Here is a 26426-nt window from a genome sequence, read left to right as displayed (position 1 = left end):
TTCCCCTCTTATCTTTCTGACAATATACTATATACCCCCCATTTGAGACTATCATCTGCTTCCAGTTTAACCGGCTTATTAACAAGTGTCTCAAAGTTAGTTATATTATCCTTTATACTTATAAAATCTGCAACTTCTTTATTACATACTATTGTAATTCCTGTCTTAATTCCAGTCCCTGATTTCCTTTTTTGAAGATCATGGTAGATAGAACGGGCAATCGATTCAGGAGAAAGTACTATCCCCGTACCATGGCACACCGGACACGCATCAAAATAATTTTGCCAAAGTCTCTGATTGGTTCTCTTCCTTGTTATTTCAACAAGGCCAAGCGATGTGATTCCGCATACAACGGCTTTGTTATGATCTTTCTGAAATGCTTGCTTCAGCGTATCAAGCAGTTCATCCTTCTGCGATTTCTTATTCATATCAATGAAATCAACGAGAATGATTCCTCCGATTTCCCTAAGTTTGATTTGTCTTGCAATCTCAACAGCGGCTTCCTTGTTGATCAGGAAAGCCGACTCGCTGTGAGGGATTCCATTCCCTTTAAAGGATCCTGAATTAATATCAATGACGGTCAAAGCTTCGGTGTAATCAATAACAAAGTAAGCCCCGGATTTTAGCTCGACTTTTCGGTCAAACAGCTGCTCTATCTGTTCTTCGACATGAAATTTCTCAAGTAAAAGCTCCGGTCCATGGTAATAATGCAGCCTGTCTTCAAGACTGTTGGGTTTCTTCTTTTCTAATTCAGAAGCACGGTCAAAGGACTCCTCATCATCAATAAAGAACGATTCCACATCATCATTCATGTAATCTCTTATCCCCTTGACGATAAGATCGCTTCCTCTGTATAAAAGCACCGGTCCCCTTTCCACTTTGGATCGTTTGGAAATAATGTTGAATATATGATCCAGATACTCGATTTCCTCTTTAAGTACATCCTCTTCGACGTTTGCAGCCGCAGTTCGTATAATGATACCCTTGCCATCCGGACGCACAGATTTTACCCAGCTCCTCAGGCTGCTTCTGCGCTTTGTATCTACAATCTTCTTGGATACGCCAACATAGCTGCTATTTACAAGCATAACAAAATACTTGCCCTGTATGCCGATTTTGCCGGTCACTAAGGGGCTTTTTGTTTCCGTGCTGTCTTTTTCGACCTGCACCAGAACAGTGCTTCCTTCGGTAATATTTGTATCCGCAGGCAAATCTCTCTTCCTCAGAAACGCATTCCTTCCAATACCGATATCAATAAAATATCCGTTTATAGAAGGAACTGAATTTCTGACGATTCCTTTATAGACTCTTCCGACTATATCCAAATTATTATTACGTTCGATCTCAAGATCATTTAAGATACCATCATCAAGCGCGGCAAATATCTTTTCATCCGGCTCGACATGAAGAAGAATCTGTCTCATTTATATTACCCTTTCGAATAAACTTCAATAAATTCAGGATCGAATGGTGTCTTTCTCTTCTCCCCGTCGCGCTGATAGGTACCTGCCCTTGAGCATATAAATTCATCATTGACCCAGGGAAGGCCAAAGGAGTCCGACAGCATTTTCCAGATATCCTTAGGCTGCACGGTTCCCGTAGTGCTCCTGACCAGGGAAAAGGTAAGGTAAGCCCTGTTATTCCTGATGCTTAAGCGGAGAGGTTCAAGAATCATAGGTTTTACATCCATCTCCCTGACTTTCTTAGGAGTTACTCTTTTATAAATAAAAGAAGATAAATCATTGAATTTCTGGATGCCTGCTTCGGCTTTGGCAGCGTCATAATCTTCATAAACAGGGCCTTCCATCTGATATACATCTTCGTTGAAAATCGCGGAAAGCTTGGGGCATTCTTTTACGACAACAATGATTCCATTAATAGAGATTCCTCCAGGCAGCTGGCTTGTCAGGCTTGACTTAACTTCATCAAGAGGAACTTCTCTTTCAAGATCCATTTCCATATAAAGAGGATCCGCAGTAACCCCTACGCCCAGCGCAGAGTCCATTGATATTTTCATGTGCGGATTGAATCCTTCTGAAAATGCTACCGGAAGGCCGGATCTCATAATGGCTCTTTCCATAGTTCTTAAGTAATCCAAATGCCCCAGAAATCTCAGTTCCTCACCTTTGCTTATAGATAAAAACAGCCTTATCATTCCAATTCTCCTCTTTATGATCAATCAATGCTACGTCAAGTATCGGGCAGACTGCACAGCCATTGCATGCCAGATGCCTGCAGTCGTGTGTGAGAATGCCCTTCTGTGCAAGCTTCCATTCCTTGCGAAGATAATCTTTTGTTACTCCGCAGTCAATATGGTCCCAGGGTTCAGCTTCATATTCATCCCTGTCTCTGGCAGCGTACTGATCCGGATCGACTCCGCACTCTTCAAAACATGACATCCATTTATCGAAATCAAAGAATTCTGTCCAGCTGTCATATTCACAGCCCTTCTGCCAGGCCTTGAGGATAACCTGATTAAGCTTCCTGTCACCTCTTGCAAGAACGGCTTCCATATAGCCGGTCCGTGCGTCATGGTATGCAAACTTAATATGTCTGTTGGTAAACAGGCTCTTTAAATATTTCTGCTTTCTTTCTATTTCTTCTACGCTACACTGAGGCATCCACTGGAACGGAGTAAAAGGCTTTGGTACAAAGCTTGCAACGCTGACAGTGATTCTGCACCCATACTTGCCGCGTATCTCATGATACAGTTCATTGATCCTGTTTGCTAAATCAGCAATCCCCTTCAGGTCTTCATCAGTTTCTGTAGGAAGACCCATCATAAAGTACAGCTTAACGCGGTCCCATCCATTTCTGAATGCGTTTGAACATGCTCCCATGATGTCATCTTCGGTAATGCCTTTATTAATTACATCGCGAAGCCTCTGTGTACCGGCTTCCGGTGCTAAGGTAAGACCGCTCTTCCTGACCTGCTGCACCTTTTTGGCAATATCGACGGAGAAACTGTCGACACGCAGGGACGGAAGGCTTACGCTGACTCTCTTGTCCTTGAAATTATCCATCAAATGATCGACCAGTTCCGGAAGGCAGGAATAATCTGCCGAGGACAGTGACATTAAGGAAATTTCATTATATCCGGTATTCTTAATCAAAGTATCAGCAATTTCCTGGAGCTTTTCCTCACTCTTTTCTCTGACCGGCCTGTAAATCATGCCCGCCTGACAGAAACGGCAGCCTCTGCTGCAGCCTCTGAACATCTCAAGCACAGCGCGGTCATGGACAATCTCGATATGAGGAAGTATCGGCTTATCGTCTACGATAACATGATCGACGTCTTTTATGACTCTCTTTTCAACAGGAAATTGTGCCGATGGATCAATCGGCTTTATGGCTCTGAATATGCCATTTTCGTAGTAAGAAGTTTCATACAGAGAAGGAACATAGCATCCCTTGATTTCAGCCAGTCTATGAATGGCTTCCCATCTTCCGCCGGGTTTATTTTCTGCTTTCCATTTTTTTATGACTTCAACCATTTCCTGAATGGCTTCTTCTGACTCGCCGATAAAAAATACATCGATAAAATCAGTCATCGGCTCAGCATTATAAACACAGGGGCCTCCGGAAACAACAATAGGATCCTCATCTGTGCGGTCTTTGGAAAGCACTGGGATTCCAGACAGATCGATCATATTGAGGATGTTGGTGTAACACATTTCATAGGGCATTGTAAGACCAAGAACGTCAAAGTCTTTAATCGGCGCTTTGGATTCCAGTGCATAGAGAGGTATATTTCTTTCTCTCATCATTTTTTCCATATCAACCCATGGTGTATAGACTCGTTCAGCCAGGGCATCTTTTCTGGAGTTGATGACGCTGTAAATGATTTTCAGCCCTAAATGGCTCATTCCGACTTCATAAACATCAGGAAACGCGAGAGCGACCTTTACATCCACGTCTGCATGATTTTTCATTACACTGTTCCATTCGCCGCCGACATATCTGGCTGGTTTCTGGACATGCATTAACCAAACTGGATCTATTTCTACTCGATTCATTTTCTTCTCCTAGTCAAACATTAACTTCTTACGTCTTAAATAAATGTTCATCAAAATACCAACGCACAGCAGATTCATAACTAATGCACTGCCGCCGTAACTCATAAAGGGCAGAGGAATGCCTGTAACAGGCATGATTCCTAACGTCATTCCCACATTAATAAATACCTGAAACAGCCACATCGAAAAGATTCCGCATGCCAGAAGGCTGCCAAAGGAATCTCCTGATGAGCGGGAAATCATAATCGTTCTGTAAAGCAGTACAAAATACAGGAATATGACAAAGATGGCACCGATAAATCCAAGCTCTTCCCCAATAACAGAGAAAATAAAATCCGTATGATTTTCCGGGAGGAAGTTCAGCTGGCTTTGCGTCCCTTCAAAAAGTCCCTGTCCCAAAAATCCGCCGCTACCGATAGATATTTTGGACTGGATGACATGGTAACCAGATCCGTACGGGTCAACACTTGGATTGAAAAGAACCAGAATTCTCATCTTCTGATAGCTGTGAAGAACGAAGAACCAAATTACCGGAAACATGACAACTAACGCAATGAGCGCTCTTTTTACAAGCTCCATCCGGAGTCCGCAAATGTAAAGCATGCCGAAAGCAATCGCGGCAAAGACGAGACTCGTTCCCAGATCCGGCTGGATAAATATCAGTATTGTCGGCAAAAACATCATGCCGGCAACCGGAATCAGACTCTTCCATGTTTTAAACCCTGTATGGTTGGTAGAAAGCAGGCGGGCCAGACAGATAATCATGATCAGCTTGGCAAATTCTGAAGGCTGAAGTGTAAAAGGTCCGATCTGGATCCAGCGCTGCGCCCCCAGGGCACTTGTTCCGGCAAATTTTACGATTAAAAGCATGACTGCATTAATGATATATAATGCAGGAACCAATCTATATAATTTCCTGTAGTCGAAATAAAGCGTTCCTGCGGCAATACAGATTCCGCCTACAAGAAAAACGCCTTGTTTCATAACAAAATCATATCTGCCGGGATAATCAGGAATATTTGCATGTGTAGCACTTGCAATGATCAAAAGGCAGATGATGCCCAGTCCAAGAACCGTCAATAAAAGCGTACTGTCAATACGGCGCCAATAATGAATCAAATTCAATACGGTTCATCTCCTTCTCCGCCATTTGTAAAACTGGCTTCCTGAGTTCCAGGAAAGCCCAGGCTTGTTAATAACAGGAACCAAACCAGCGCTCTTATTCAAGATCTCATCAGCTTCATTGTCACAGCCCCGGATAAGCTTTGACCAGACACTTAACGGAAATTCCTTCCCTTCAATGACTGATCTGTATACGTAATCAACCGCTTTTCCAAAAGGCCCGTTCAGCTTTAAATCCTTCAGATTTCCATGACCTGCAAGACGAGCTGCTTCTACAGAAAAAGGAATCACTCCACCGAAATACTCCGAATCGATCGTTTCGAGCATTTCCTGAAAGGATGCCTGATTCTGATTGGAGAACGAAAATTGATTCATCACATAAGAGAAATCAACTTTGGGCTTAATCATTTGAGCGGCCTGGTCAGCCGTCCGTCTGGATGCCCACGAAGGAGCCACAACGATCATAAACTTATCTGAAACATCTGCTGCGAACTGAATTCCGCTCCCTACTCCTGCAGGGCAGTCCAATAAGATGAAATCATAATCATCGCCGGCATCATCAAGTATGACACTGATAGCTGCAGGGAATATTTCATCCCATGTTTCTGCCTGTGCTGCGGGAATAAAGTCAAGATTTTTGCTGACAGAAAGCTTTACATCATTCATGAAGCATCTGCCTTCAGCCAAATCTAAAATATTATAGAAGCATTCATTTTCCAAACCAAGAATCAAATCCATGTTTCTTAAGCCCATGTCTCCATCTATGAGCAGGACTCTGTAACCTTTATGGGCCATGACTATCCCCAATGAGGCTGTCAAAAGCGTCTTGCCTACCCCGCCCTTTCCGGAAGCTATAGATAAGACTTTAGCCATTAGGATTTACCTCCTGTCCCGGAATCCTTAGATGCAGCTGACTTAGCATATTTTCCAAAATGGAAGTATGCATCCATGATTTCCTTAACCACTGGTGCTGCAGAATCTGCACCAAATCCGCTGTGTTCAAACATACATAAAACGACAATTTCCGGTTTGTCAAATGGAGCATATGCTACAAACCAGCCATTATCCAGACCATTCGTTTCTGCGGTTCCCGACTTCCCGGCAATGCTTACCGGATAGTCATGGAACAGCATCCCGCCGGTACCGTCTTTGGACATAACCATCCTTAAACCAGTGTGGATATCGTCCAAAGTTGCTTTGGATACAGGAAGCGATCCGACACGCTTAGGAGAATAAATCTTTAAAGGAGAACCATCCAGCTTATCAATACGGTTTACAAGATACGGCTGATATTTGAAGCCGCCGTTTGCAATGGACGAATAGACCATGGCCATCTGGATTGGCGTAGTCAATGTATAACTTTGCCCTATAGCAGCATCCATTGTTTCGCCCAGATACCAGTCCTGATCAAAGACTTTCTTTTTATACTCTTCACTGGCAACGTTTCCGTCAGCTTCACCAGCAAGATCTATCCCAGTTGGCTTGCCTAATCCAAACTCGCGCGCCATCTGGGATAACTTATCGATTCCAAGGCGGCGGCCCATTTCATAGAAATACACATTATCTGATTTTTCCAGGGCTTCATAAAAATCAATCCACCCAAAGGCTTCGCCCTGCGCATTCCTTTTATCTACAAGCCAGTGCTTGCCGCTGTCAAAAATCCTCTCTGTCGGCGACATGACTTTTGCTTCCAGCGCAGCCGCCCCCGTAACGACCTTGAACAGGGATCCGGGAGGATACATGGATGCAATGGTACGGTTCTGCATAGGATGATTTTTATTATTAATAATCTGATTCCAGTCAGCAGTTGAAATTCCTTTGCTGAAGCGGTTCGGATCATAACTTGGTTCGCTGACCATAGCCAGTACCGCGCCGCTGTTAGGATCAATCGCTACAGCAGAAGCTCCCGTTGCATAAATACCTGATTTCGCCAGAATCTTGACCTGGGAATCAATCGCATCCTCTGCAGCTTTCTGCAGGTTGGCATCAAGTGTCAATCGGATATTGTTTCCGGAAACGGCAGGTGTACCGCCGACATAACCGACCGGTTGCCCCGAAGCATTGACTTCAATTGTTTTTGATCCGTTTTTCCCTTCAAGGTATTGGTTGTATTTCCTTTCGATTCCGGCTCTTCCGATCAAAGTTGCTGTTGTATATGGATTTCCATCAGCATCCTTATCATCCGGACCGGCTTCACCAACGTATCCAAGTACCTGCGCTCCAGCCGCTCCTAAAGGATACACTCTAAGAGGATTGACCTCGATCTGAATTCCCGGGAAATCATCTTTCTTTTCTTCAATCTGTGTTGCTACATCTACGCCGACATCATTGGCAAGATAAATAGCACCAAAAGCTCTCTTATTGTCTTCTATCTTTTTCTTCAGATCAGCAACAGGCATTTTTAGCAGGACTGATAATTTCTGCAGTTCGTCATCACTTAAGGTATTTCCCTTCCTGTCAACAGGCATGATGACGCTGTATGCAGGCCTTGAACCTGCCAGAATGACTCCGTTCCTGTCATACATGACTCCGCGGGTAGCCTGAACAGGAATACTGCGGATTCTGTTTCCATCTGCTTCTTCTTTATAGTAACTGCCCTCGACCACCTGCATGTAAAATAATCTGGCTGACAATATGAACAAGAGAATGATTGCAGCATAAATCATCCGGGCATATCTGGATTCTTCTTTATTTTTTAATAAGCTTGTCAAAAAAGTTGGTATGTTTTTTCTTTTCACCATTTGGGCTCACTTTCACGCTTCATCCTCCACAATAAATTATAAAGGATTATAGACGAAAGACCATTTAAGAAAGTCAGCGGAATACCTAGACTCAAGAAGTAGGAATAGGAAAGATAATGACTTCCTCCCCACCACAAAATCAAACTGGAGAACAGCAAGTACACAATCGTTGCCATAACAACAGCAAGCAAAGATATATACCAGTGGCGTGTATATCTTCCTCTTCCAAATCTGACCAGAAGCGCTGTTATCAATAAGTATGGCAGTAAATGAAGGCCAAAAAAGTTGCCAATGATAATGTCCTGAATGAGCCCGCCGGCCATTGCTATGGCAAAAGCTTTCCTTTTATCAAAAAGAAGTGCTGCAATGGCAATACTGGTCAGGATCAGATCCGGCTGGACCAATCCATGAAAAAGCATTGGAGCAAATGAAGCCTGAATAAAAATAACGACAAGTATGAAAATCGTTATCGAAAAAGAACTCATTATTTCTCACCTGCCTGCACCTTGTTGGGGTTCATTGGCGGTTCACGCTTAGGTGCATTAGCCGTAATACTCCCGGGTGCTGTTTTTTGTACTTGATCCGTAATAACGAATACCTCTTCTAAATGAGAAAAATCAGCAGCCGGCGTTATATATGCGACCTGGCTTCCGCCTATCGTATCCACATCAACATTAGAAACTGTTCCAATAACCAGACCCTTCGGATAAACTCCGCCATAGCCCGAAGTGATGATAACATCACCCTTTAGGACATCTGCCTCTCTTGCGAGATTTATAAAGGCAAGCTTGTCAGGACTGCCGCTGTTTCCCGATACCATAGAAACGACACGGGAAGCCGGTCTCTCTACAATGCCGCCAACTGTAGTCCTTGGATCAAGAAGAAGCTGAACACGGGCTGAATTTTCATAGACTTCGCTGATGAATCCGACCAGACCGGGCGGAACAATAACCGGCATATACTTCTTTAAACCGCTGTCTTCTCCGCGGTCAATCACCATGGTCTGTGTCCATCCGCCATAATCTCTCGTAATGACTGATGCTCCAAGCATATTGTACTGCTTATAACCCTGCTTGAATTGCAAGAGACTCCTGAGCCTTATGTTTTCAGCCAATATTTCACTATAACCTGACTGTTCAGCTTTCAGGCTCTCGTTTTCTTTTTTAAGAGAATCCAATTCTTTCCAGTTATTCAGAACCTGAGAAAGGATTCCCAATCCATCTCTTGTATTCCAGGCTGCGCGGCTTACCCCATATTCAAAGGGTGCTGCTCCGGTGGAAAGAGGCTGGGAAACAAAGGGAATATATTCTCTGTGCCTCCAGAACCAGCCGCAAGCTCCTGCAAATATAAAAAGAAGAATGGCAAATACTATCTTCTTCCTATCAAAAAATATCACGATTAAGCGCCTCCATAATATTTTTCACCATTCTCTATCAAGAGAGAAAGATGTTTCTGCTTGTCAAAAGCTTTCAGGCAGCCTTCTGAAATAATATCTGCGGGATTATCCGGAACGAGCACAGGAATCCCCAATTCAAAAGAAAGCCAGTCCTTTAATCCGGACAATAGTGCGCTGCCGCCAGAAAGGAGCAGGCCATTCTTCAGCAGATCGCCTGCCATATCCGGTGTTGCTTCTGCTATAGCCCTTTTAACAGACGATAAGACAGGCTTCATGATTTTTTTCATAACAGGGCTCAGCTCTTCGAGGGACAGTTCGATGACAACTTCTACCCCATCACTGATCCTTCTGCCTCGTATGGTAAAAGTATCCTGATTCCCTCCGCGGGTTAAAGAAATCACTTCACTCTTTAATTTTTCAGCCTGCTCTATTCCTATCAGGACATTATATTTATCCTGAAGATACTGACAGATTCCAACATCAATATTATGTCCGCCAAAGGCATCTCCCACCTGAGAGACGATGCCGCCGCAGCAATATAATCCGACATTTGTAACATCCCGGCCTATGACCATGGATAAAATCGTCGAGGAATTCTCAAGATTGAAATCAGCCCCGATAGCTGCTGCAGCCGGAGAGGCGATTAAATAAACCTGCCTCGCGCCTGCATGCATCAAGGCGTCCACTAATGCATGCCTTGCTACCGAACTTGTCTCACAGGGAACCGCTATCATTACGGATGGACGGCTGACCGAATGATGAAGCGCCTTATTGATAAAATAGCGCAGCATTGATTTTGCAATGTTATAATCAGCAATAGAACCGTTTTTTACAGGCCATGCCAAGTAATGATTTTCTGGCTCTTCATGGTATCGGATCAATGCGTCTGTGCCAAATCCCAGAACTCTGCCGTTGATGTTATCCACTACGGCAACGCTGGATTCTTCTAATACCACTCTGTCATCACGAAAAATACGGACTTGAGAGGAGCCCAGATCGATTCCTAATTTATTCGTTAATGCGGAAAATGCTTTCATACATTTTTATACCTTTCTATAGTAATACAATTTATTATATCATGTTTGTGGTATAACAATCATCAAAAACCAGCTTATCTGTTGTAAAGAAGACCTGCTTTGCTATTTGCTCTTCCAGGTGAAATTCCGGATGGTTTCCTGTTGCTTTTAATCATCCTGAAGAAGAAGCGTATTATTTTTCATTTTCCTTTTATTTCCTGGTATGCAGCTTTATATTCTAAACCTTAATTTATAAATGTTTTCAAACGTACCGATTGTTCTAATTTATTTCTATTGATATATTAATTAATTCTGTGTTTTTTGTTGACTTTAGAATAATCCTGTATTAAAGTTATGATATAAAACAACTCAAGACTGTGATCAAGTACTTGGGAAATGCTCAGATTCTCTCTCGAGTTGCTTATAATTCTATTTCTATCAGAATTTTAGCAAAAGGAGTGATTTTCTAATGAAAAAAGGAGTTAGACGTATGGTGGTTGCCTCTATGGCTGCACTTTGTGCATTGGGTGCCAGTTTTTCGACAAGTGCCTATGAATTGAATCCGGAAGTCAAGGATGTTACACCAGCTCTTCGCGAAGCATCTACCGTAGGTGTTTGGACATCTGAAAACCCCGCAATGAAGAATGCGCCAAACAAAGATGCCATTCTCGTAATGACATTTGGCACAACATTTAAAGACACTCGTGCCAAAACCATTGATGCAGTAGAAAAAGCCATTCAGGAAGCCAATCCCGGGGTACCTGTATATGAAGCTTATACCTCCCATATCATCATCGATCGAGTCAAGGCAAAGGAAGGAATTCAGAAGTTAACGCCTGAGGAAGCGTTTGCTAAACTGAAAGCAGACGGATATACACGTGTTGCCGTCGTTTCTCTCGATGTTATTCCTGGCATGGAATACAGCTATGACTCTATCATTACCAAGATGCAGGCTAATAACTTCAAGAAACTTTCTCTTGCAATGCCTCTTATGTATTTCCAGGGCACCGAAGGTGAACCAGATCAGATCGTAGAATTCTTAAATGCTCTCAAGAGCCAAATTCCGAAAATGGGACCGCATGAAGCTACCTTGATTATGGCTCATGGCACCCCGCATCCGGGCAATGCTTACTATTCTGTTATTCAGGATCGTCTGCAGCAGCTCGGTATGAATAATGTGTTCGTATACTCCGTAGAAGGCCGTCCGAATCTTGAAGATGTCATCCCGAAGCTGAAAGCTGGCGGTTATACGACAGTTACCCTGATGCCAATCATGATGGTCGCTGGTGATCATGCAAATAATGATATGGCTGGCAGTGATCCGGATTCTCATAAGAGCATCCTTGAAAAAGACGGATTTACTGTAAAGACTTACATCCATGGACTTGGTGAAAACAAGAATGTCCGTCAGATCTATGTGAACAGAGCTGAAGAAGCGCTGTCCGCACTGCAGAAATAATCCCATTTGTGATATGATAAAAAGAACCTCTCCGTCATTCTATGCCGAGGAGGTTCTTTTAACAATCCTCCAATAAAATCCATCAGGCTTGATATTTATTCTGCTTCTGCAGACGAACTATATTCGTAGAAAGGGGAAAAATGTCTCCAAAAAAGATTTGCACGCTTCTTGTATCGGCTGCACTCTGTTTCGCTCTTGCAGGATGTGCAACTTCAGGTACATCCTCTGAGAAGGGTTCCATTCAATACAAATATGAGGAGCATACGGTAACAATGAAAGCCCAGCCGAAGAGAGTCGTCACGCTGACCGCTCCCCTGCTGAACATGGCTTATAGTGTCGGCGGCACTTCTGTTGCAAGACCTGTAACCACAAGCCCGATTCCTCCTGAGGCAGAATCTCTCCCAATCATCGGCACTATCCAGCATATCAATATGGAAACCTTGGTGGGAATGAAGCCGGACTTTGTTATCGGCGAGAAAAGTCATGATGCAAAACTTGAATCGCTGCTTCAAAGCAACAAGATTCCCTATATCCTGATTAATTATGATGGAATCAAGGATAACGTTCCTTTGCTGGAATTTATGGGACAGGTTTATGGCAAGGAAGATGCCGCAAAAAAGATTGTAGCTGATTATAATAACAAGATGTCTGATATAGAAAAAAAGGCATCTGCAAAGACACCAGCCAGAGTCGCCGTATTAAGAGCTACCGGCAAATCAATTACTGCCGAAACTCCTGAATCGATTTGTGCATCTATGGTAGAATTGCTGAAAATGAACAATGTCGTCGTTTCCCATAAGAATATTAATCTGACTGGGAAAACCGTTCCTTATTCTCTTGAACAGCTGACTGCAGACGACCCGGATATCATCTTTGTTGTGACGATGGGAAATGCTGATGAAATCAACAAGAAGATGGATGAAGACATGCGTTCAAATCCTGCATGGAATCATTTGAAAGCTGTAGAAAATCATAAGGTCTTCTTCCTCCCCTCGGATCTCTTTCTGCTAAATCCTGGTGTAAGAACACCAGAAGCCATGGAGAAGCTGTATGATCTGGCCTATAACGGCTAAATGGCTGCATCCGATTTCATATTAAAGAAAGGGGATGTGACAAAATTCATCCCAACAAAAAGGGCTCTGCCCCGGATCATTTGGTCCGGGGCAGAGCCTTTCGTGTTATAATTTTTTTGCAATGAAAAATAACAACACTAGCAATCATTTTACCGCAGAACAAGGCATTTTGCCAATGTTTCCTTCTGAGATTCTCAATGTCGATGATCCTGTTTTAATGTATGACAGATTTATGGAGGAAATCGATCTTAAAAAGTACCTTCGTTACATACCGACGCGTGGCGCTGGCAGACCCAGGTATAATCCCGTCAACATGCTGAAAACGATTATCTATGGTTTCGCAGAAGAAGGATATTGCTCTTTTAGAAAACTTGAAGATAATTGCAGGGTTAACATCAGATATATGTACCTGATGAATTATGAAGCCCCATCCTATCGGACATTCTGTCATTTCGTGAAGGGCTTTCTTAAGTATTCTCTCAAGGATATCTTTTATTCAATTACGAAAGAACTCTGCGGCAAACTCAACGTGGATTTGCAGCATATATATATTGACGGTTCCAAGTTTGAAGCGAACGCAAATAAATACAGCTGGGTATGGAAGAAATCCGCTGAAAAATCCCGCTACAAGCTTTTTTGCCAAGATTACCAGCCTTTTTGAGTTACTCAATGATGATCTTAAGTATGACCATATGAGTGTAAACATCAATACAGAATACGCTCCGGACTATCTGCGTCTGGTATTGGATAAATTAAAAGAAATCTGGCAGATTGATGAGACGGCCTTTGTTCATGGAAGCGGGCATCGCAAGTCCGATCATCAACGCAAGTATGAGCAGCTTAAGGCATATACATCAAAACTTGAAGAATATGTTGAGAAGATACAGATATGCGGTACTTCCAGAAACAGTTACTCGAAGACCGATACGGATGCAACATTCATGCGAATCAAGTCGGACTACATGGGAAATGATCAGCTTCTGCCTGCATACAATGTCCAAATAGGTGTTGCCGATGAATTTATTGCCGTAATTGATGTTAACCAGTATCGTTCAGATATGGATTGCTTCGTACCGCTGATGGAGGAATTCCACGAAGTCTATGGGGCTTATCCTAAGTATCCTGTGGCAGATGCAGGATATGGATCTTTCAACAATTACATCTATTGCGAGCAGCACGGTATGGAAAAGTATATGAAATTCCCCATGTACAAGAAAGAAACGAAAGACAAGAAATACCATACCAATCCGTTTCGGCCAATAAACTCTAGAGTTGATGAGAATGGAACCATCCGTTGTCCAAATGACAGGGCTTTCAAATTTATCTATAGACATCTGGTCAGAGGGAACTTATACGGCAGGCAGGAGGAAGTATTTGAATGCGAAGACTGCCAAGGATGCCCGCTGGCAGAGCAATGTAAAAAGACCCCGAAGAACAAAAGAATCTCATTGAGCAGAGAACGGAATAACATGTACCAGGAGGTTCAGGATAATCTGGAAAGCATCCATGGAGCCCTGCTAAGAATGAACCGGTCAATCCAGGCTGAAGGAACTTTTGGAATCATGAAACATGACAGATGGTACAAAAGAATCGTCAGAAAAAGGATAGATTCTGTAAAAGCCGAGTTATACCTGGTAGCACTTGGCTATAATTTAAGGAAATACATCACAAAAATAATGCGTATAAGGATTGCCGCCTAAGACAATATAATTAAAAGTCTTATGGGGGGTAAGGGGGCTTACGCGCATTTTTACGTAAAAGGCTTACAGCAGAGCTAAAAATGATGAAATAAAGACGCAAAAAAGAGGCTGCAACAAAATGATTAACCATTTTGTTGCAGCCCCTTTTCATTTAGGCAGATTGATTTAAAGCAGCCCGTTGACTATAACACTGGGCCTGCCCTGTCTTATTTCTATGTCCGCATCCACCTTGAATATTTCACCGATTGTCTCATGTGTCATGATTTCAACAGGATTCCCATGATATTTGATAATACCATCTTCAAGCACGAGGATATCCTGGGAATAACGTATCGCCTGATTAATATCATGAAGAACCATCACTACGGTCAATTTCTCATCCTGATTCAGTTTTTCTATCAGCTCCAGCACTTCAAGCTGATGGCAGATATCCAGATACGTGGTAGGTTCATCCAGAATCAAAATTTCAGGTTCCTGTGCCAGAGCCATGGCAATCCAGACTCTCTGTCTTTCACCGCCGGAAAGATTGGCCGCAATACGATTTTTCAAATGTATCGTATTTGTTTTTTCCATAGCAAGTTCAATGATTTCCCGATCGTGCTCGGAAACACCTGTCCACCAGTGCTGGTATGGATACCTGCCGCATGCTACCAATTCCTCAGTCGTCATATCCCGTGGGATTTCATGAACCTGAGGCAGGAAAGCAACTTTCTGTGCCATCTCGGAGGCGGAAAAGCTGGACAATGTACGCCCTTCAATTTCAATGGATCCGTTTTCCGGCTTTAAATTTCCGGTTACGACTTTCAGCAGTGTTGATTTCCCGCAGCCGTTTCTCCCCAAAAAGGTAACAATGCTCCCCTTTTTGATTTCTCCGCTCGCTCCTTTAAGCACATGATGATTTCCAAATGAAACATGTACATCGGATATTTTAATAGCAATATCATCACTCATCATGAACTCCTCCTAAGCAGGTACAGGAAAAACGGAGCTCCTAAAAATGCCATAATAATGCCGGCAGGTATTTCTATTGGAGAAAAAGCAACACGGCCCAGAGTATCGCAGAATACAAGGACGCCCGCTCCCAAAATAGCTGATCCGGGAATGACATACTTGTAATCCGTTCCGATAATCAATCTGACAATATGCGGGACCACGAGTCCTACAAACCCGATCAATCCAGCAACGCTGACGGCCCCTGCCGCTAAAAGAGCTGCCACTGCGGTCATGGAAAATCGTACACGCTCGACAGGCACACCAAGCCCTCTTGCCGTTTCATCACCAAGGCTCAGGATTGTAAGCGCTTTACATCCGGCCAGGGCAAGAACAAGCCCCAGTATCGTGTATGGGAAAAGCGTCTCTACCTGCGGCCAGCTTCTTGCAGATAAACCACCGACCATCCAAAGGAGAGCCCCCTGCACTTTATCAGAATAGAACACCAGCAGGGCAGATATTCCGCTTCCCAGAAAGGCGCTGACTGCAACCCCTGCCAGTATGATTCGTGTCGGCCGTATCCCATTTTTCCAGGCCAGCGCATAAACAGCTGCCGCAGAAAGCATAGCCCCCACAAAAGCGACGGGAGTCAGAAGGATAGACGCTTCCGGCATAAATATGAGCATGATAACGCCTGCCAATCCGGCACCGCTTGAAACACCGACGATTCCAGGATCTGCAAGGGGATTCTTCATGACTGCCTGAAGTATAGCCCCTGAGACAGCCAGGTTGGCCCCGACAAGGGCTCCTACGATATTTCTGGGGAACCGGATATTCCAGATTACCATTTCATCAGTAGTCTGGACATTTCCCAAGAGTGTATGCACGATAGTTGAGAAAGAAATATCTACGGAGCCCAGGGTAAGGCTTGCTACCATCGCAAATATAGTAAACCCGGTGAAAAAAAGAATAATAATTATTTTGAGACTTTTGCTTTTTATCGTCTCATCCGTTTCTATCTCGTTCAAATAATTTTCCTCCTAGTAAAGCCAGCGGCCTTTGAGACAAAAGTTAGGCAAATCATTATTGAACCACATGATTCAGAGCACCAGAAACAGCTATAGAAAGAAGCACTGATCTCCAATGCGCATCAGTGCTTCTCAAGAGTTATTTCTTTTTGCCTTCTATATAAAGCATGTTATCGCGTTTTACCAGATTGTACATAAGTGCATTGACGCAGGATGCCACGATGGAACTTCCGCCTTTCGTGCCTCTTACTGTGATATAAGGGCACGGAGCTTTCCTGATCAGCTGTTCCTTGGAGTCAGCAGCTCCTACAAAGCCAACCGGGATGCCGATAATCAGCGCCGGCTTAATTCCATCTTCCAGTGTCATGCGGATAGCTTCATAAAGGGCCGTCGGAGCATTGCCTACAGCAATAATAGCGCCATTCAGATCAGTTCCGAAAGAATTCATTGCGGCCATGGAGCGGGCAATATTCTTTTCTTTTGCGATTTTAGCAATTTCCGGATCGGAAACACGGCAGAATACTTCACTTCCCAGAACTTTCAGTGCATTCTTGTTGATGCCGGCTTTAACCATATTAACATCGCAATAGATATTGCAGCCTTTAGCTAATGCTTTGATGCCCTCTTCTACAGCATTCTCGCTCGTACGAATAAGATGACCGTAGTCTACATCTCCGGACGCATGAATCATCCGTGAATAAACGGTAACTTCTTCATCAGTTAAATCAATATCAGAAATAAATGGATCAATCAAATCCATGCTCTTTTCTTCAATTGCTCTTGGGTTCTTTATAAAGTCCATAGTGATCCTCCATATAACTCAATACATCCTGCGTATTGTTAAAAACAGGCACTCCGGTAAGTACAGACTTCGGTTTTTCGATAACTATAACAGCAATGCCTGCGCTCATAGCAGCCTCAAGCTTTTTATCGCTGCCTCCCACTAATCCGCTGTTCTTTGTAATCAGAACATCAGCTTTGTAATCATGAATCATTGCCATGTTCATCTCATAGGAGAACGGTCCCTGCACTGCCAGTATATTCTTAGCTTTCATGCCGAGTTCTTCACACATTTTGACTACACCGGAAGTGGGAAGTACTCTCGCCCATATTTCTTTGCCTTCGAGGGCTTTGGAATTGACAAATGTGCTGAGTGTCTTGGATCCCGTCGTAAGGAGGATGCTGTTTCCCAAACGTCCTGCCAGTTCGGCCGCCTCATTTTCGTCTTTTACTACGTAAAGTTTATCGTAATCCGGCAGAGGAATTTCAGGTCTTTCGTAACGGATATACTGGATACCGGTTTCCCTGCATGCACTGAAAGCCGTCTCAGAGACAATTGCGGCATAAGGATGGCTGGCGTCTATAATCAATTCGATATCCTTATCATGAATAATACGGACCATATCAGGCTTCGTGAAACGCCCGACCTCTATATCAATTCCGGTATGTTCGGCCAAAACTTTGCCATACTGGCTTACGACCGTCATAAGGATCCCCTTTCGTTCATCCGGGTTCTTCAAATTTTCCCGATCAGCAAGTTCGGCGCCAAGTTCTCGTCCGTCCTGAGTTCCGGAAATAATCCAAATCAAAGCTTGTACCCCCTTGGAGTAATCATTTTGCCATCAGCTACATAGGTATTGCTGTTTCCGATGATAACCGTGGACTGCATGTCGACATCTTCATCAGGAAGTTTTTCAAGATCCGTGATCGTCCAGTTCATTCCCGGACGTCCGGCCTTGCGGACGATGCCTACCGGAGTTTCAGGCTTGCGATATTTCATGACAATATCTCTGATCTCATTCAGGTATGTAGCACGGCCGCGGCTCTTAGGATTGTAAATGGCAATAACAAAATCACCCTGAGCTGCAAAATCAGCTCTCTTTTTGATCTGATTCCACGGAGTCATAAGATCGGAAAGGCTGATAACTGCATAGTCATGCATGAGAGGTGCTCCCAAAGCAGCTGCAGAGGTATTCGCAGCGGTAAGGCCAGGAATGACAATGCATTCCGGTCTCTTCTGTGCATCAACTTTCTGGATGAGTTCCAGAACCAGTCCGGCCATGCCATAAACACCCGGATCCCCGGAAGAAACAACTGCGACCTTATTGCCTTCGACGGCCAGATCGACAGCCTTCTGGCAGCGGTCCACTTCCTGGCGCATGCCATTGCCGACTACTTCCTTATCACCGATAAGATCTTTTATGAGAGCAATATAAGTATTGTATCCGACAATGATATCAGACTGTTCAAGAGCGTCGACAGCTCTTGGTGTCATTTCTTCCTTATATCCTGGTCCTATTCCGATAACGTAGATAACCCCATGGCTGCTGCCACTGTTACCCCCACATACTTTGTTTTCGGAAGAATTGTTCGGCCCTTTGCTGATTCCATTAGTGCTGCTGATTGACATACGTTTCCAACTCCTATTGTTTTTTCTACGAATGATGACTTTTCCAACTGATACTCATCCGTGATTATTTTTAATTCTTCAGGCCTATAAAAATGTATAGGCAAATTCATGTGCCTGGCAAAATCAAGCAGTCCCTTTTCATCCGCCTTCAAATCTACACTGGCAAGAGAAACTACCTGATATTCACAAGCCCCTATTTTCTTCAGGCAATCCTGAAAAGCATCATATATATTCTTCTCGGGAGTGCCGCGTTTACATCCTATCCCGATATACAGGTTTTTAGGGCGCAAATAAACGTGAGGCTTGGATATATTGAAACTTTTCTCGGATATAACTGCACAGCCTGCATAATCTGCTTTTGAGAGAAGATTTATATCTAAACACTCTATACCGAGCTTATCTAGTTTGTTCCTTATGATATCTGCATCCGGTATTTCTGAATCGAGGAACCAGGCAAATACTTTGCCTTCAGCAATTAAACTGTTTACCGGCTTCAAAGCCTGCAATGGCTCGACTCTCATCATCAATTCGCGGGAAATATCATCCGGAGCCTTATGGTCATGAACATCCGTTGCTGTAGTTATGACCGCTTCGGCACCAGTTGCTGCAGCTACTTCTCTTGCCCACGCATTGGCTCCGCCTAAATGTCCTGACAATAGCGAGATACAGTGAATTCCGCACTCATCCATAACCAGAACCGCAGGGTCGCTGGCCTTGCTGACTACATGAGACGCTATGGCTCTCACTGCAATTCCAGATGCCATGATGAAAATGATCCCGTCATAAAGCGCGAATATTTCGGTAATAAGATCCATCGTTCTCTTGAAATAAACGGCTACCTGACCACTTTCCGATCCCGCTCTTTCATACAGGGTTCCATCACCCGAAATGCCCGCTTTGACTTTTGCGCCTAACCGGGCACCGGTTTTCGAAACAGAAACAATGGCATATTTCATTAGTCTTCAGTCCCTTTACGGAACATCGTGGTAAATTTGCTGTCATACAACTTAGAAAGTTCATAGTCTGTGTCAAGAACTTTGCCAACGACGATCATGGCCTGTCTGACAACCCCTGCTTTATGAAGGATATCAGCAATCGTATCAATCGTACCGCGGAAAATTCTCTGGTCAGGCCAGCTGGCTCTGGATACGATAGCCACAGGTGTATCTCCCGGATAACCGCCTTCTTTAAGAGTGCTCATTACTTTATCGATCGCCTGAACAGAAAGGAAAATGCACATGGTTGCCTGATGCGCAGCCAAAGAAGCTAATTTTTCCTTTGGAGGCACTGGTGTTCTTCCTTCCATACGGGTAATAATAACAGTCTGCGATATGGAAGGCAGTGTGTATTCCTGCTTCAAAGCAGCTGCAGTTGCAAGGAAAGAGCTGACTCCAGGAATGACTTCAAACTGTTCTTCGTTGATGCCGGCAGCACGGAGACCATCCATCTGTTCCTGAATCGCACCATAGATAGCCGGATCGCCTGTATGAACACGAGCGACTTCAAGCCCCTTATTTAAAGCTTCCAATTCAACTTTCAACACTTCGTCCAGATTCATTTCTGCACTGTTATAAACAACAGCACCATTTTTCCTGCAGTTCAATACTTCCGGATTAACCAGAGAACCAGCATAGATGATTACATCTGCTTCAGAAATGATTCTTTTTCCCTTGACCGTGATTAATTCCGGGTCTCCCGGACCGGCGCCGATAAAGTAAAGTTTCCCTAACATAAATCCTCCTCAAATTTTAGTTGCTGTAAATATAAAAACTGGACTCTGCGGATCGAAAAGATGATATCTCCCCAGCTTGCGGAGACGATTGATCTGCATCTGGAATCCCTCAAACTTGAAAGGGCGGTCTTTGAATTCTCTGACAACTTCACCCGTAGTCTCAGCTGTGACTGCGGTCAGTACGATTCTTCCGCCTTTTTTCAAGAGATTTTCCGCATTATCCAATATTTTATGCATATTGCCGCTGGTGCCGCCTATGATAATTACATCAAGAGGTGGAAGTCCATCCATTGCATCAGGTGCGCTGCCTTCGATTGCAATGATATTTTGGTAGCCAAACTTTTCTGCATTCTGCTTAATTAACTGAATGCCCTCAGGATTCTTTTCAATCGCAAAGACCTTGCCGGACTTTGCACATAAAGCTGCTTCTATGGTCAATGAGCCGGTTCCTGCACCAATATCAGCAACGATATCGTTATCCTGGATTGCAGCTTTAACCATGACCATAGCCCTGATTTCAGCTTTTGTCATGGGCACCTTCCCACGTATAAATTCTGAATCTTCAATTCCGAATGCTGCCATTATCCCACCACCATTACCGATTCTTCAAATCCATCCAGCTTTGCAATTTCAGACAAAGTTGACGTAACAATGTGCTGATTCTCGTAAGATAGATGTTCGCAGGCAGAAGCCGGTGTCTCGCCGGGCCAGCCCTTGCCCATAAGATATTCCGCTATAAAAGCAGGATTATGTACACCGTCCGTTAAAAAGGATAATTTCCTGCCTTCAGAAAACATAAGCTTGTCATCATCCGGAACACGGCCGTGAAAACTCAGCCATTCAGATCCCTGCCATGGCTGTGCCAAAGCGCAGTATGCGGCCTGCACAGAAGATATTCCGGGAATAACAGTCAAAGGACACTCCGGAAACTGTTTCTTCAGCCAGGGAAGAAGACTATAGTATCCCGGATCACCACTGACCATGACAACTACATCATCTTTACTGAGAGCCTCTTTAATCCACTGTGCAAGAGGTGCGAGTTTACCCGTAACGGCATAAGTCTCTTGATTTTCAGATGCATAATCAGAAAGCGCCCTGTGACCTCCGACGAGGTAATGAGCACGTTTTATTGCAGTCAGAGCTTTGGGAAGAATAAAATCCTTTCCTCCCGGCCCTATGCCTGCAACAATTAATGTATGTTCCATCCCTCTTCCTCCAATATATCCTTAGCATGTGAGCTGACTGCCTGAATGGTTCCATCCATCCCGGCAAATATGACACCCACTCTTGATTTTCCAAAAATATAGCGTTCGGATCTTACCTGGGCTCTTTCTGCCATCTGTGAATAAATCATATCAAGATGTTCTCTGTGAATAATAATAGCTGCACCATCTGTCGTATTGCAATCTAAAATTTCACGTACGACTTCTTTTGATGCCCCATTTGCAGCTGCATATGCCGCCATTGTCTCCATTCTGCCATCGCTGTTTCGATTATACGTATGGAAACTGCCTGATGCGACCTTGACCAATTTTCCCATATGACCCACAAGGATCATCTTTTCAAAGCCGCGTGCAATGCACTGCTCCATCATAAACCCAATGAAATTGCTGGTTTCAATAATGGCTCCTTCCGGAATTCCCATTATTTTAGCAGCGTTTTCACCGATGCGTCCGGGGCAGAGCACAGCCGTCCTGTATCCGTCTGCCCAGACAACCGGCACCTGCGGTGCCAAAGATCTCTTATATGCATCCTCACTCATCGGTTTTACAATTCCTGTCGTCCCCAGTACAGAGATGCCGCCTTTAATCCCGATTGCCGGGTTTAAAGTCTGTTTCGCCAGCTCTTCCCCTTCAGGAATAGATATCGTAACGATGCATCCCTTGTCTTTTCCGATGAGTTCTTCAAAAACATAGCGGAGCATGATCTGCGGGCCCGGATTGATTGCAGGCTTTCCTATCTTGACCTGCAGTCCGGGTCTGGTTACGATACCGACTCCCTTTCCTGCTTTCAGTTCCATACCCTTGGTGTCAGTCAGTTCGACAGTGACAACAATGGGAGTGCCATTCGTGCAGTCCAAATCATCTCCGGCATCCTTAATGCAGGTAGCCGTGCCGACAGTACCCTCTGCAGATGCAGATTCGACCGGAATAACAATTTCTTTCCTTTGCGGGGATAATACTGATACTTGCTTCGGAAATTCTCCTCTGATGGCAAGAATCGCGGCCTTCATTGCGCCAGCAGCCGTAGCTCCTGTCGTATGGCCTTCCCTTAACGTTCTACCTATCATTTCCTCTGGCGTCATTATAACTCCCTCGATTATCTATAGTTTACAAACTGCAAATCAGCCGGAAGATCCAGCTTCTTCAAAAAGGCAATGCATGCCTGGAGATCATCTTTGTCTTTCCCTGTTACACGAACTTCATCACCGTTAATTTTAGCAGCGACTTTAATCTTGGAACCTTTGACCTCTTTGACAATTTCTTTTGCAAGCTCTGATGAGATTCCATTTTGGAGTTCAAGTACCTGACGTACAGTTCCCCCGGCAGCAGCTTCCTTCTTCTGCTCTTTTAAATTTTTCAGAGAAATGCCTCTCTTGACAAGCTTGCCGTTAATGATTTCCCTGACCAATCTCAGCTTGAAATCATCATCACCAATTAAAGTAATATGACCGTCATCTAAAGTGACAGAGCTTTTGCTCCCCTTGAAATCGTACCTCGTACCTATTTCCTTGGACGCCTGATTGACCGCATTAGCCACTTCCTGCATATCTGTGCGGCAAACAACATCGAATGAATAATCCTTTGCCATAGCAACCTCCTGTCTATATATTGTGAAAGTTTGTTACGCTTGTGAAGTTCACCTTATAATAAAGGAAAACCATACCTTTTCATTTTACCATATTCAACGTCATCGGGATTTATATTTTTAGCTAAATTCCAATTAATTTTGACATGCTTTATTTTTTCTATAGGATTCAAAGGAAAATAGAACTTTTAATTAAATTCTAAATCTTTTCTCATGCATTGGCAACTTTTAATATTTGCTATCATTTATATAAATTAACTTCTTTTTTCTATCAAAATGCTAAAATATTGGCTCTTCACGGAAATTGGGGGGATGAATAATTTTTAGGTAAAGAATGGAATCGGATAAGGGTAAAGAAATAATCCATGTTTCGGTACCCATATCCGATTCTTTTTAGTACCTTGATCTTATTATTGAATCCTTCAAGCTTCCCCGTATTGATAGGATACAGGGCATGAGCAGCCAGTCCCTTGATTCGCTTCTGCTTTTGCCGGGCAAACTTTACCAGGGCAGGAATCCCGCTCTCCAGTCCAGCCTGAATCCATTTTGTCCATCCGGCGAGAGCTTCTTCATAGTCAGTCAATGTGAACAGACGAGTCATCTCCTGCTTCATGGCATAACAAATCGCCAAATCCCTATGCTCGCTCAGGATATCCAACAGATGAGTTTTCTGCCTTTCATTCAGGTGGTCGTCCTTCTTTAACAGTATCCATCGGGATTTCTTTAATTCGGTATAAAGCTTCCTTTCTTCATGGCTCTTTTCCCTGGCCATCTTCTGGAGCTCTGGATTATTAGTTTCTTTCGTATATTCCTTTAATGCTTCTGCTTCCTGCCTATGCTTTTGTGCTTCCTCCAGGCGCACGGCTCCCATAACATCACGCCCAAACTGTGCCTGCATATGGTACCGGTCATAAACGATGGGGACCTTCGGACAATATTTCTGGAACAGCCTGTTAAAGGATGCGTTCATATCCATGGCCACCGCTTTTAGCCTGGAAAGAAGCGAAAGGCCAATGCTCTTAAAGAAGTGCTCAAAATCTGCCATGGAGCGACCCAGGCCGGCCCACAAGATGAATCCCGTTTCCAAATCCATAACGCAGGTGGCATAGCGATGGCCCTTATGGATAGCGAACTCATCTACGGCCAAATACCGTGGGCGATAGTTACTTTTCTTCAGGCAGGTTTCAAAGGCAGCCAACGCCTTATCCATGATATGCTTTTGTATTTTCTGTATGGTACTCCAATGTACAGAGAGCATGGCCGAAATGGCAGAAATGGATGTATGACACTTAAGCAGATGGATAATCCACAAGGCCATATCCCAAGTAACGCGTGTGAAAGGGCATTGGCAGGGGATATCTTCCGTTATGGTCTCCCCGCAGGATGTGCAGCGGAATCTGTGCCCCGAGAACTCTATATACTTCTTTTGCTTAGGAAGATCTGGAAAATCCTTGATGAGTACAGAAAAAGCCCCATAACTATACATACGGGAGTGACAGTGCGGACAGGAAAAATCTCTGGCAGTCCGTAGACTGGTAACTCGGGTATGGCAATGAGGATTTGGATGGTTAGTGATATTTTCTGTGCGATAATATTGACAATTAAAAGTGATTTCATTATGGTAATAAAAGAGCATTATTCGACCTCCGTGCGTAGTTTTAGGCAACTTACATTTTGGAGTAGATAATGCTCTTTTTCAATGCCAATTTTATATGTTATTATTTTTATCCCACAAGAAAGCGTGAAGAACCAAAATATTCTGGTCCTAAGCATCAGCTGAACGATAAAAATAACGAATATCTTTCCGGATGTATTTTTCCAGTTCCAATTACAGTAATCCCCCAGACGCTGTAAGGAAGGCAGATTTAGGGCGCTCAACATTTCATATCTTTATTTAAATCCCATGGAAATCTATTGATTCTTTCAGTATAATAAAGAAGAATGATTACATGACTTTTCTGAAAGTCATGTACTGATAGAATTATTCTTGCATTATTTGAAATGGAGGAAACAAATATGCCGCTCGTTGGAACAACTGAAATGTTCAAAAAAGCGTATGAAGGACACTATGCAATAGGCGCTTTCAACGTCAACAACATGGAAATTATTCAGGGAATCATGGAAGCAGCCAAAGAGGAGAACTCACCAGTTATTCTTCAGGCTTCCGAAGGTGCACGCAACTATGCAGGCCAGGAATATATTGTAGGACTTGTAAAAATTGCTCTTCAGGATTATCCGGAAATCCCAACTGCTCTTCATCTCGACCATGGCTCTTCCTATGAAATCTGCAAAGCCTGCATTGATGGCGGATTCTCCTCCGTCATGTATGATGGTTCAAAACACCCATATGAAGAAAACGTTAGAATCACGAAACAGATTGTTGGATATGCTCACGATAAAGGTGTTGTGGTTGAAGCAGAATTAGGAAGACTGGCCGGAGTAGAAGACCTGGTCAGTGTAGATGCAAAAGATGCAATCTTCACTGATCCTGATCAGGCAGCAGAATTTGTTGAACTGACTGGCTGCGATTCCCTTGCTATCGCCATCGGCACAAGCCATGGCGCCTATAAATACAAAGGCGACCCCTATCTGGATTATGACCGCCTGGAAAAGGTTGGAAAACTTCTGCCGGATTATCCGATCGTTCTTCATGGTGCTTCCACCGTTATTCCGGAATTTGTTGAACAGTGCAATGCCTATGGCGGAAAAGTACTCGGTGCCAAGGGTGTTCCTGAAGATATGCTGAGAAAAGCTGCGACTATGGCTGTATGCAAAATTAATATCGACACAGACATTCGTCTTGCGATGACAAGTGCCATCAGAAAAGCTCTTGCTGAAGACCCATCCAACTTTGACCCGCGCGGATACTTGAAACCAGCACGCGAAGCTGTCAAACAGATGGTCATGCATAAGATTGAAGCTGTCCTCGGTTCCGCAAATACGATTTAATCAAGGATTATAGTATAAAAAAGGGGATGTGACAAAATTCATCCCA

General features: G+C 43.7%; 26 protein-coding genes. 5 read left to right on the top strand and 21 right to left on the bottom strand.

What is annotated here, in order from left to right:
- Nucleotides 1-8: 8 nt before the first annotated feature.
- From Dia5BBH33_RS03960 to Dia5BBH33_RS03920, 9 genes are read right to left on the bottom strand one after another with little or no spacing between them, the layout of a single operon-like run.
- Nucleotides 9-1424 (bottom strand): Rne/Rng family ribonuclease, encoded by a 1416-nt coding sequence (locus tag Dia5BBH33_RS03960; RefSeq protein ID WP_143332417.1) that lies wholly within the window; start codon nt 1422-1424, stop codon nt 9-11.
- Nucleotides 1425-1429: 5 nt separating this feature from the next.
- Entirely contained in the window at nt 1430-2155 is a 726-nt protein-coding gene (locus Dia5BBH33_RS03955) for a TIGR03936 family radical SAM-associated protein (protein ID WP_108849788.1), read from the bottom strand.
- Nucleotides 2121-4016, bottom strand: a complete 1896-nt coding sequence (locus Dia5BBH33_RS03950; protein WP_108849789.1) for a TIGR03960 family B12-binding radical SAM protein — start codon at nt 4014-4016, stop codon at nt 2121-2123. Before Dia5BBH33_RS03950 ends, Dia5BBH33_RS03955 begins: the two co-directional genes overlap by 35 nt.
- Nucleotides 4017-4025: 9 nt before the next feature.
- Nucleotides 4026-5141, bottom strand: a complete 1116-nt coding sequence (gene rodA, locus Dia5BBH33_RS03945) for a rod shape-determining protein RodA (protein WP_022382142.1) — start codon at nt 5139-5141, stop codon at nt 4026-4028.
- Nucleotides 5142-5147: 6 nt separating this feature from the next.
- Nucleotides 5148-6011, bottom strand: a complete 864-nt coding sequence (locus tag Dia5BBH33_RS03940) for an AAA family ATPase (RefSeq protein WP_108849790.1) — start codon at nt 6009-6011, stop codon at nt 5148-5150.
- Entirely contained in the window at nt 6011-7849 is a 1839-nt protein-coding gene (mrdA, locus tag Dia5BBH33_RS03935) for a penicillin-binding protein 2 (protein ID WP_232518085.1), read from the bottom strand. Before mrdA ends, Dia5BBH33_RS03940 begins: the two co-directional genes overlap by 1 nt.
- A 23-nt stretch (nt 7850-7872) precedes the next feature.
- Complete coding sequence (gene mreD, locus Dia5BBH33_RS03930) at nt 7873-8364, bottom strand: rod shape-determining protein MreD (protein WP_022382145.1); 492 nt, start codon at nt 8362-8364, stop codon at nt 7873-7875.
- Nucleotides 8364-9275, bottom strand: coding sequence for a rod shape-determining protein MreC (gene mreC, locus Dia5BBH33_RS03925; protein ID WP_022382146.1), 912 nt, complete (start codon nt 9273-9275; stop codon nt 8364-8366). The genes mreD and mreC overlap by 1 nt, the downstream gene beginning before the upstream one ends.
- Nucleotides 9276-9277: 2 nt before the next feature.
- Nucleotides 9278-10312 carry a rod shape-determining protein gene (locus tag Dia5BBH33_RS03920; protein WP_143332416.1) on the bottom strand — a complete coding sequence of 345 codons (1035 nt, stop codon included), beginning with the start codon at nt 10310-10312 and terminating at the stop codon, nt 9278-9280.
- Nucleotides 10313-10760: 448 nt separating this feature from the next.
- Here Dia5BBH33_RS03920 and Dia5BBH33_RS03915 point away from each other — a divergent pair, with 448 nt between their 5' ends.
- From Dia5BBH33_RS03915 to Dia5BBH33_RS03905, 4 genes are all read left to right on the top strand, one after another.
- Nucleotides 10761-11750, top strand: a complete 990-nt coding sequence (locus Dia5BBH33_RS03915; protein ID WP_143332415.1) for a sirohydrochlorin cobaltochelatase — start codon at nt 10761-10763, stop codon at nt 11748-11750.
- A 140-nt stretch (nt 11751-11890) separates the two neighbouring features.
- Nucleotides 11891-12823 carry an ABC transporter substrate-binding protein gene (locus tag Dia5BBH33_RS03910; protein WP_143332414.1) on the top strand — a complete coding sequence of 311 codons (933 nt, stop codon included), beginning with the start codon at nt 11891-11893 and terminating at the stop codon, nt 12821-12823.
- 121 nt (nt 12824-12944) lie between these two features.
- Complete coding sequence (locus tag Dia5BBH33_RS11185) at nt 12945-13484, top strand: transposase (RefSeq protein WP_198419626.1); 540 nt, start codon at nt 12945-12947, stop codon at nt 13482-13484.
- Nucleotides 13390-14523 (top strand): transposase, encoded by a 1134-nt coding sequence (locus Dia5BBH33_RS03905; RefSeq protein ID WP_198419628.1) that lies wholly within the window; start codon nt 13390-13392, stop codon nt 14521-14523. The genes Dia5BBH33_RS11185 and Dia5BBH33_RS03905 overlap by 95 nt, the downstream gene beginning before the upstream one ends.
- A gap of 165 nt (nt 14524-14688) precedes the next feature.
- Here Dia5BBH33_RS03905 and Dia5BBH33_RS03900 read toward each other — a convergent pair whose 3' ends face one another.
- The 12 genes from Dia5BBH33_RS03900 to Dia5BBH33_RS03845 form a co-directional block, all read right to left on the bottom strand.
- On the bottom strand, nt 14689-15477 hold the full coding sequence (locus tag Dia5BBH33_RS03900; RefSeq protein WP_231939227.1) for an ABC transporter ATP-binding protein: 789 nt from the start codon (nt 15475-15477) through the stop codon (nt 14689-14691).
- Entirely contained in the window at nt 15474-16433 is a 960-nt protein-coding gene (locus tag Dia5BBH33_RS03895) for a FecCD family ABC transporter permease (protein ID WP_232518116.1), read from the bottom strand. Before Dia5BBH33_RS03895 ends, Dia5BBH33_RS03900 begins: the two co-directional genes overlap by 4 nt.
- A 187-nt stretch (nt 16434-16620) precedes the next feature.
- Complete coding sequence (locus Dia5BBH33_RS03890) at nt 16621-17283, bottom strand: precorrin-8X methylmutase (protein WP_022381628.1); 663 nt, start codon at nt 17281-17283, stop codon at nt 16621-16623.
- Nucleotides 17252-18070, bottom strand: a complete 819-nt coding sequence (gene cobK / locus Dia5BBH33_RS03885) for a precorrin-6A reductase (protein ID WP_022381629.1) — start codon at nt 18068-18070, stop codon at nt 17252-17254. Before cobK ends, Dia5BBH33_RS03890 begins: the two co-directional genes overlap by 32 nt.
- Complete coding sequence (cobJ, locus tag Dia5BBH33_RS03880) at nt 18067-18756, bottom strand: precorrin-3B C(17)-methyltransferase (RefSeq protein ID WP_022381630.1); 690 nt, start codon at nt 18754-18756, stop codon at nt 18067-18069. Before cobJ ends, cobK begins: the two co-directional genes overlap by 4 nt.
- A gap of 20 nt (nt 18757-18776) precedes the next feature.
- Nucleotides 18777-19847 carry a cobalt-precorrin 5A hydrolase gene (locus tag Dia5BBH33_RS03875; RefSeq protein WP_022381631.1) on the bottom strand — a complete coding sequence of 357 codons (1071 nt, stop codon included), beginning with the start codon at nt 19845-19847 and terminating at the stop codon, nt 18777-18779.
- Complete coding sequence (gene cobM / locus Dia5BBH33_RS03870) at nt 19847-20623, bottom strand: precorrin-4 C(11)-methyltransferase (protein WP_143332411.1); 777 nt, start codon at nt 20621-20623, stop codon at nt 19847-19849. The genes Dia5BBH33_RS03875 and cobM overlap by 1 nt, the downstream gene beginning before the upstream one ends.
- Nucleotides 20624-20632: 9 nt before the next feature.
- The gene (gene cbiT / locus Dia5BBH33_RS03865) at nt 20633-21205 is read right to left on the bottom strand and encodes a precorrin-6Y C5,15-methyltransferase (decarboxylating) subunit CbiT (RefSeq protein ID WP_022381633.1); all 573 of its coding nucleotides are present in this window, start codon (nt 21203-21205) and stop codon (nt 20633-20635) included.
- On the bottom strand, nt 21205-21828 hold the full coding sequence (gene cbiE / locus Dia5BBH33_RS03860) for a precorrin-6y C5,15-methyltransferase (decarboxylating) subunit CbiE (RefSeq protein ID WP_022381634.1): 624 nt from the start codon (nt 21826-21828) through the stop codon (nt 21205-21207). Before cbiE ends, cbiT begins: the two co-directional genes overlap by 1 nt.
- Nucleotides 21813-22913, bottom strand: coding sequence for a cobalt-precorrin-5B (C(1))-methyltransferase CbiD (gene cbiD / locus Dia5BBH33_RS03855; RefSeq protein ID WP_231939229.1), 1101 nt, complete (start codon nt 22911-22913; stop codon nt 21813-21815). The genes cbiE and cbiD overlap by 16 nt, the downstream gene beginning before the upstream one ends.
- 29 nt (nt 22914-22942) lie before the next feature.
- Nucleotides 22943-23434, bottom strand: a complete 492-nt coding sequence (locus Dia5BBH33_RS03850; protein WP_022381636.1) for a YajQ family cyclic di-GMP-binding protein — start codon at nt 23432-23434, stop codon at nt 22943-22945.
- Between the two features lie 292 nt (nt 23435-23726).
- The gene (locus tag Dia5BBH33_RS03845) at nt 23727-25067 is read right to left on the bottom strand and encodes an ISL3 family transposase (protein WP_143332410.1); all 1341 of its coding nucleotides are present in this window, start codon (nt 25065-25067) and stop codon (nt 23727-23729) included.
- Between the two features lie 380 nt (nt 25068-25447).
- On the opposite strand from Dia5BBH33_RS03845, the gene fba reads away from it, so the two are divergent.
- Nucleotides 25448-26380, top strand: a complete 933-nt coding sequence (fba, locus tag Dia5BBH33_RS03840; protein ID WP_022381637.1) for a class II fructose-1,6-bisphosphate aldolase — start codon at nt 25448-25450, stop codon at nt 26378-26380.
- Nucleotides 26381-26426 lie beyond the last annotated feature (46 nt).

This window comes from Dialister hominis (assembly GCF_007164725.1).
Taxonomy (GTDB): domain Bacteria; phylum Bacillota; class Negativicutes; order Veillonellales; family Dialisteraceae; genus Dialister; species Dialister hominis.
Note: the sequence above shows the minus strand (reverse complement) of the source record. Positions and strands in the feature narration are given on the sequence as shown.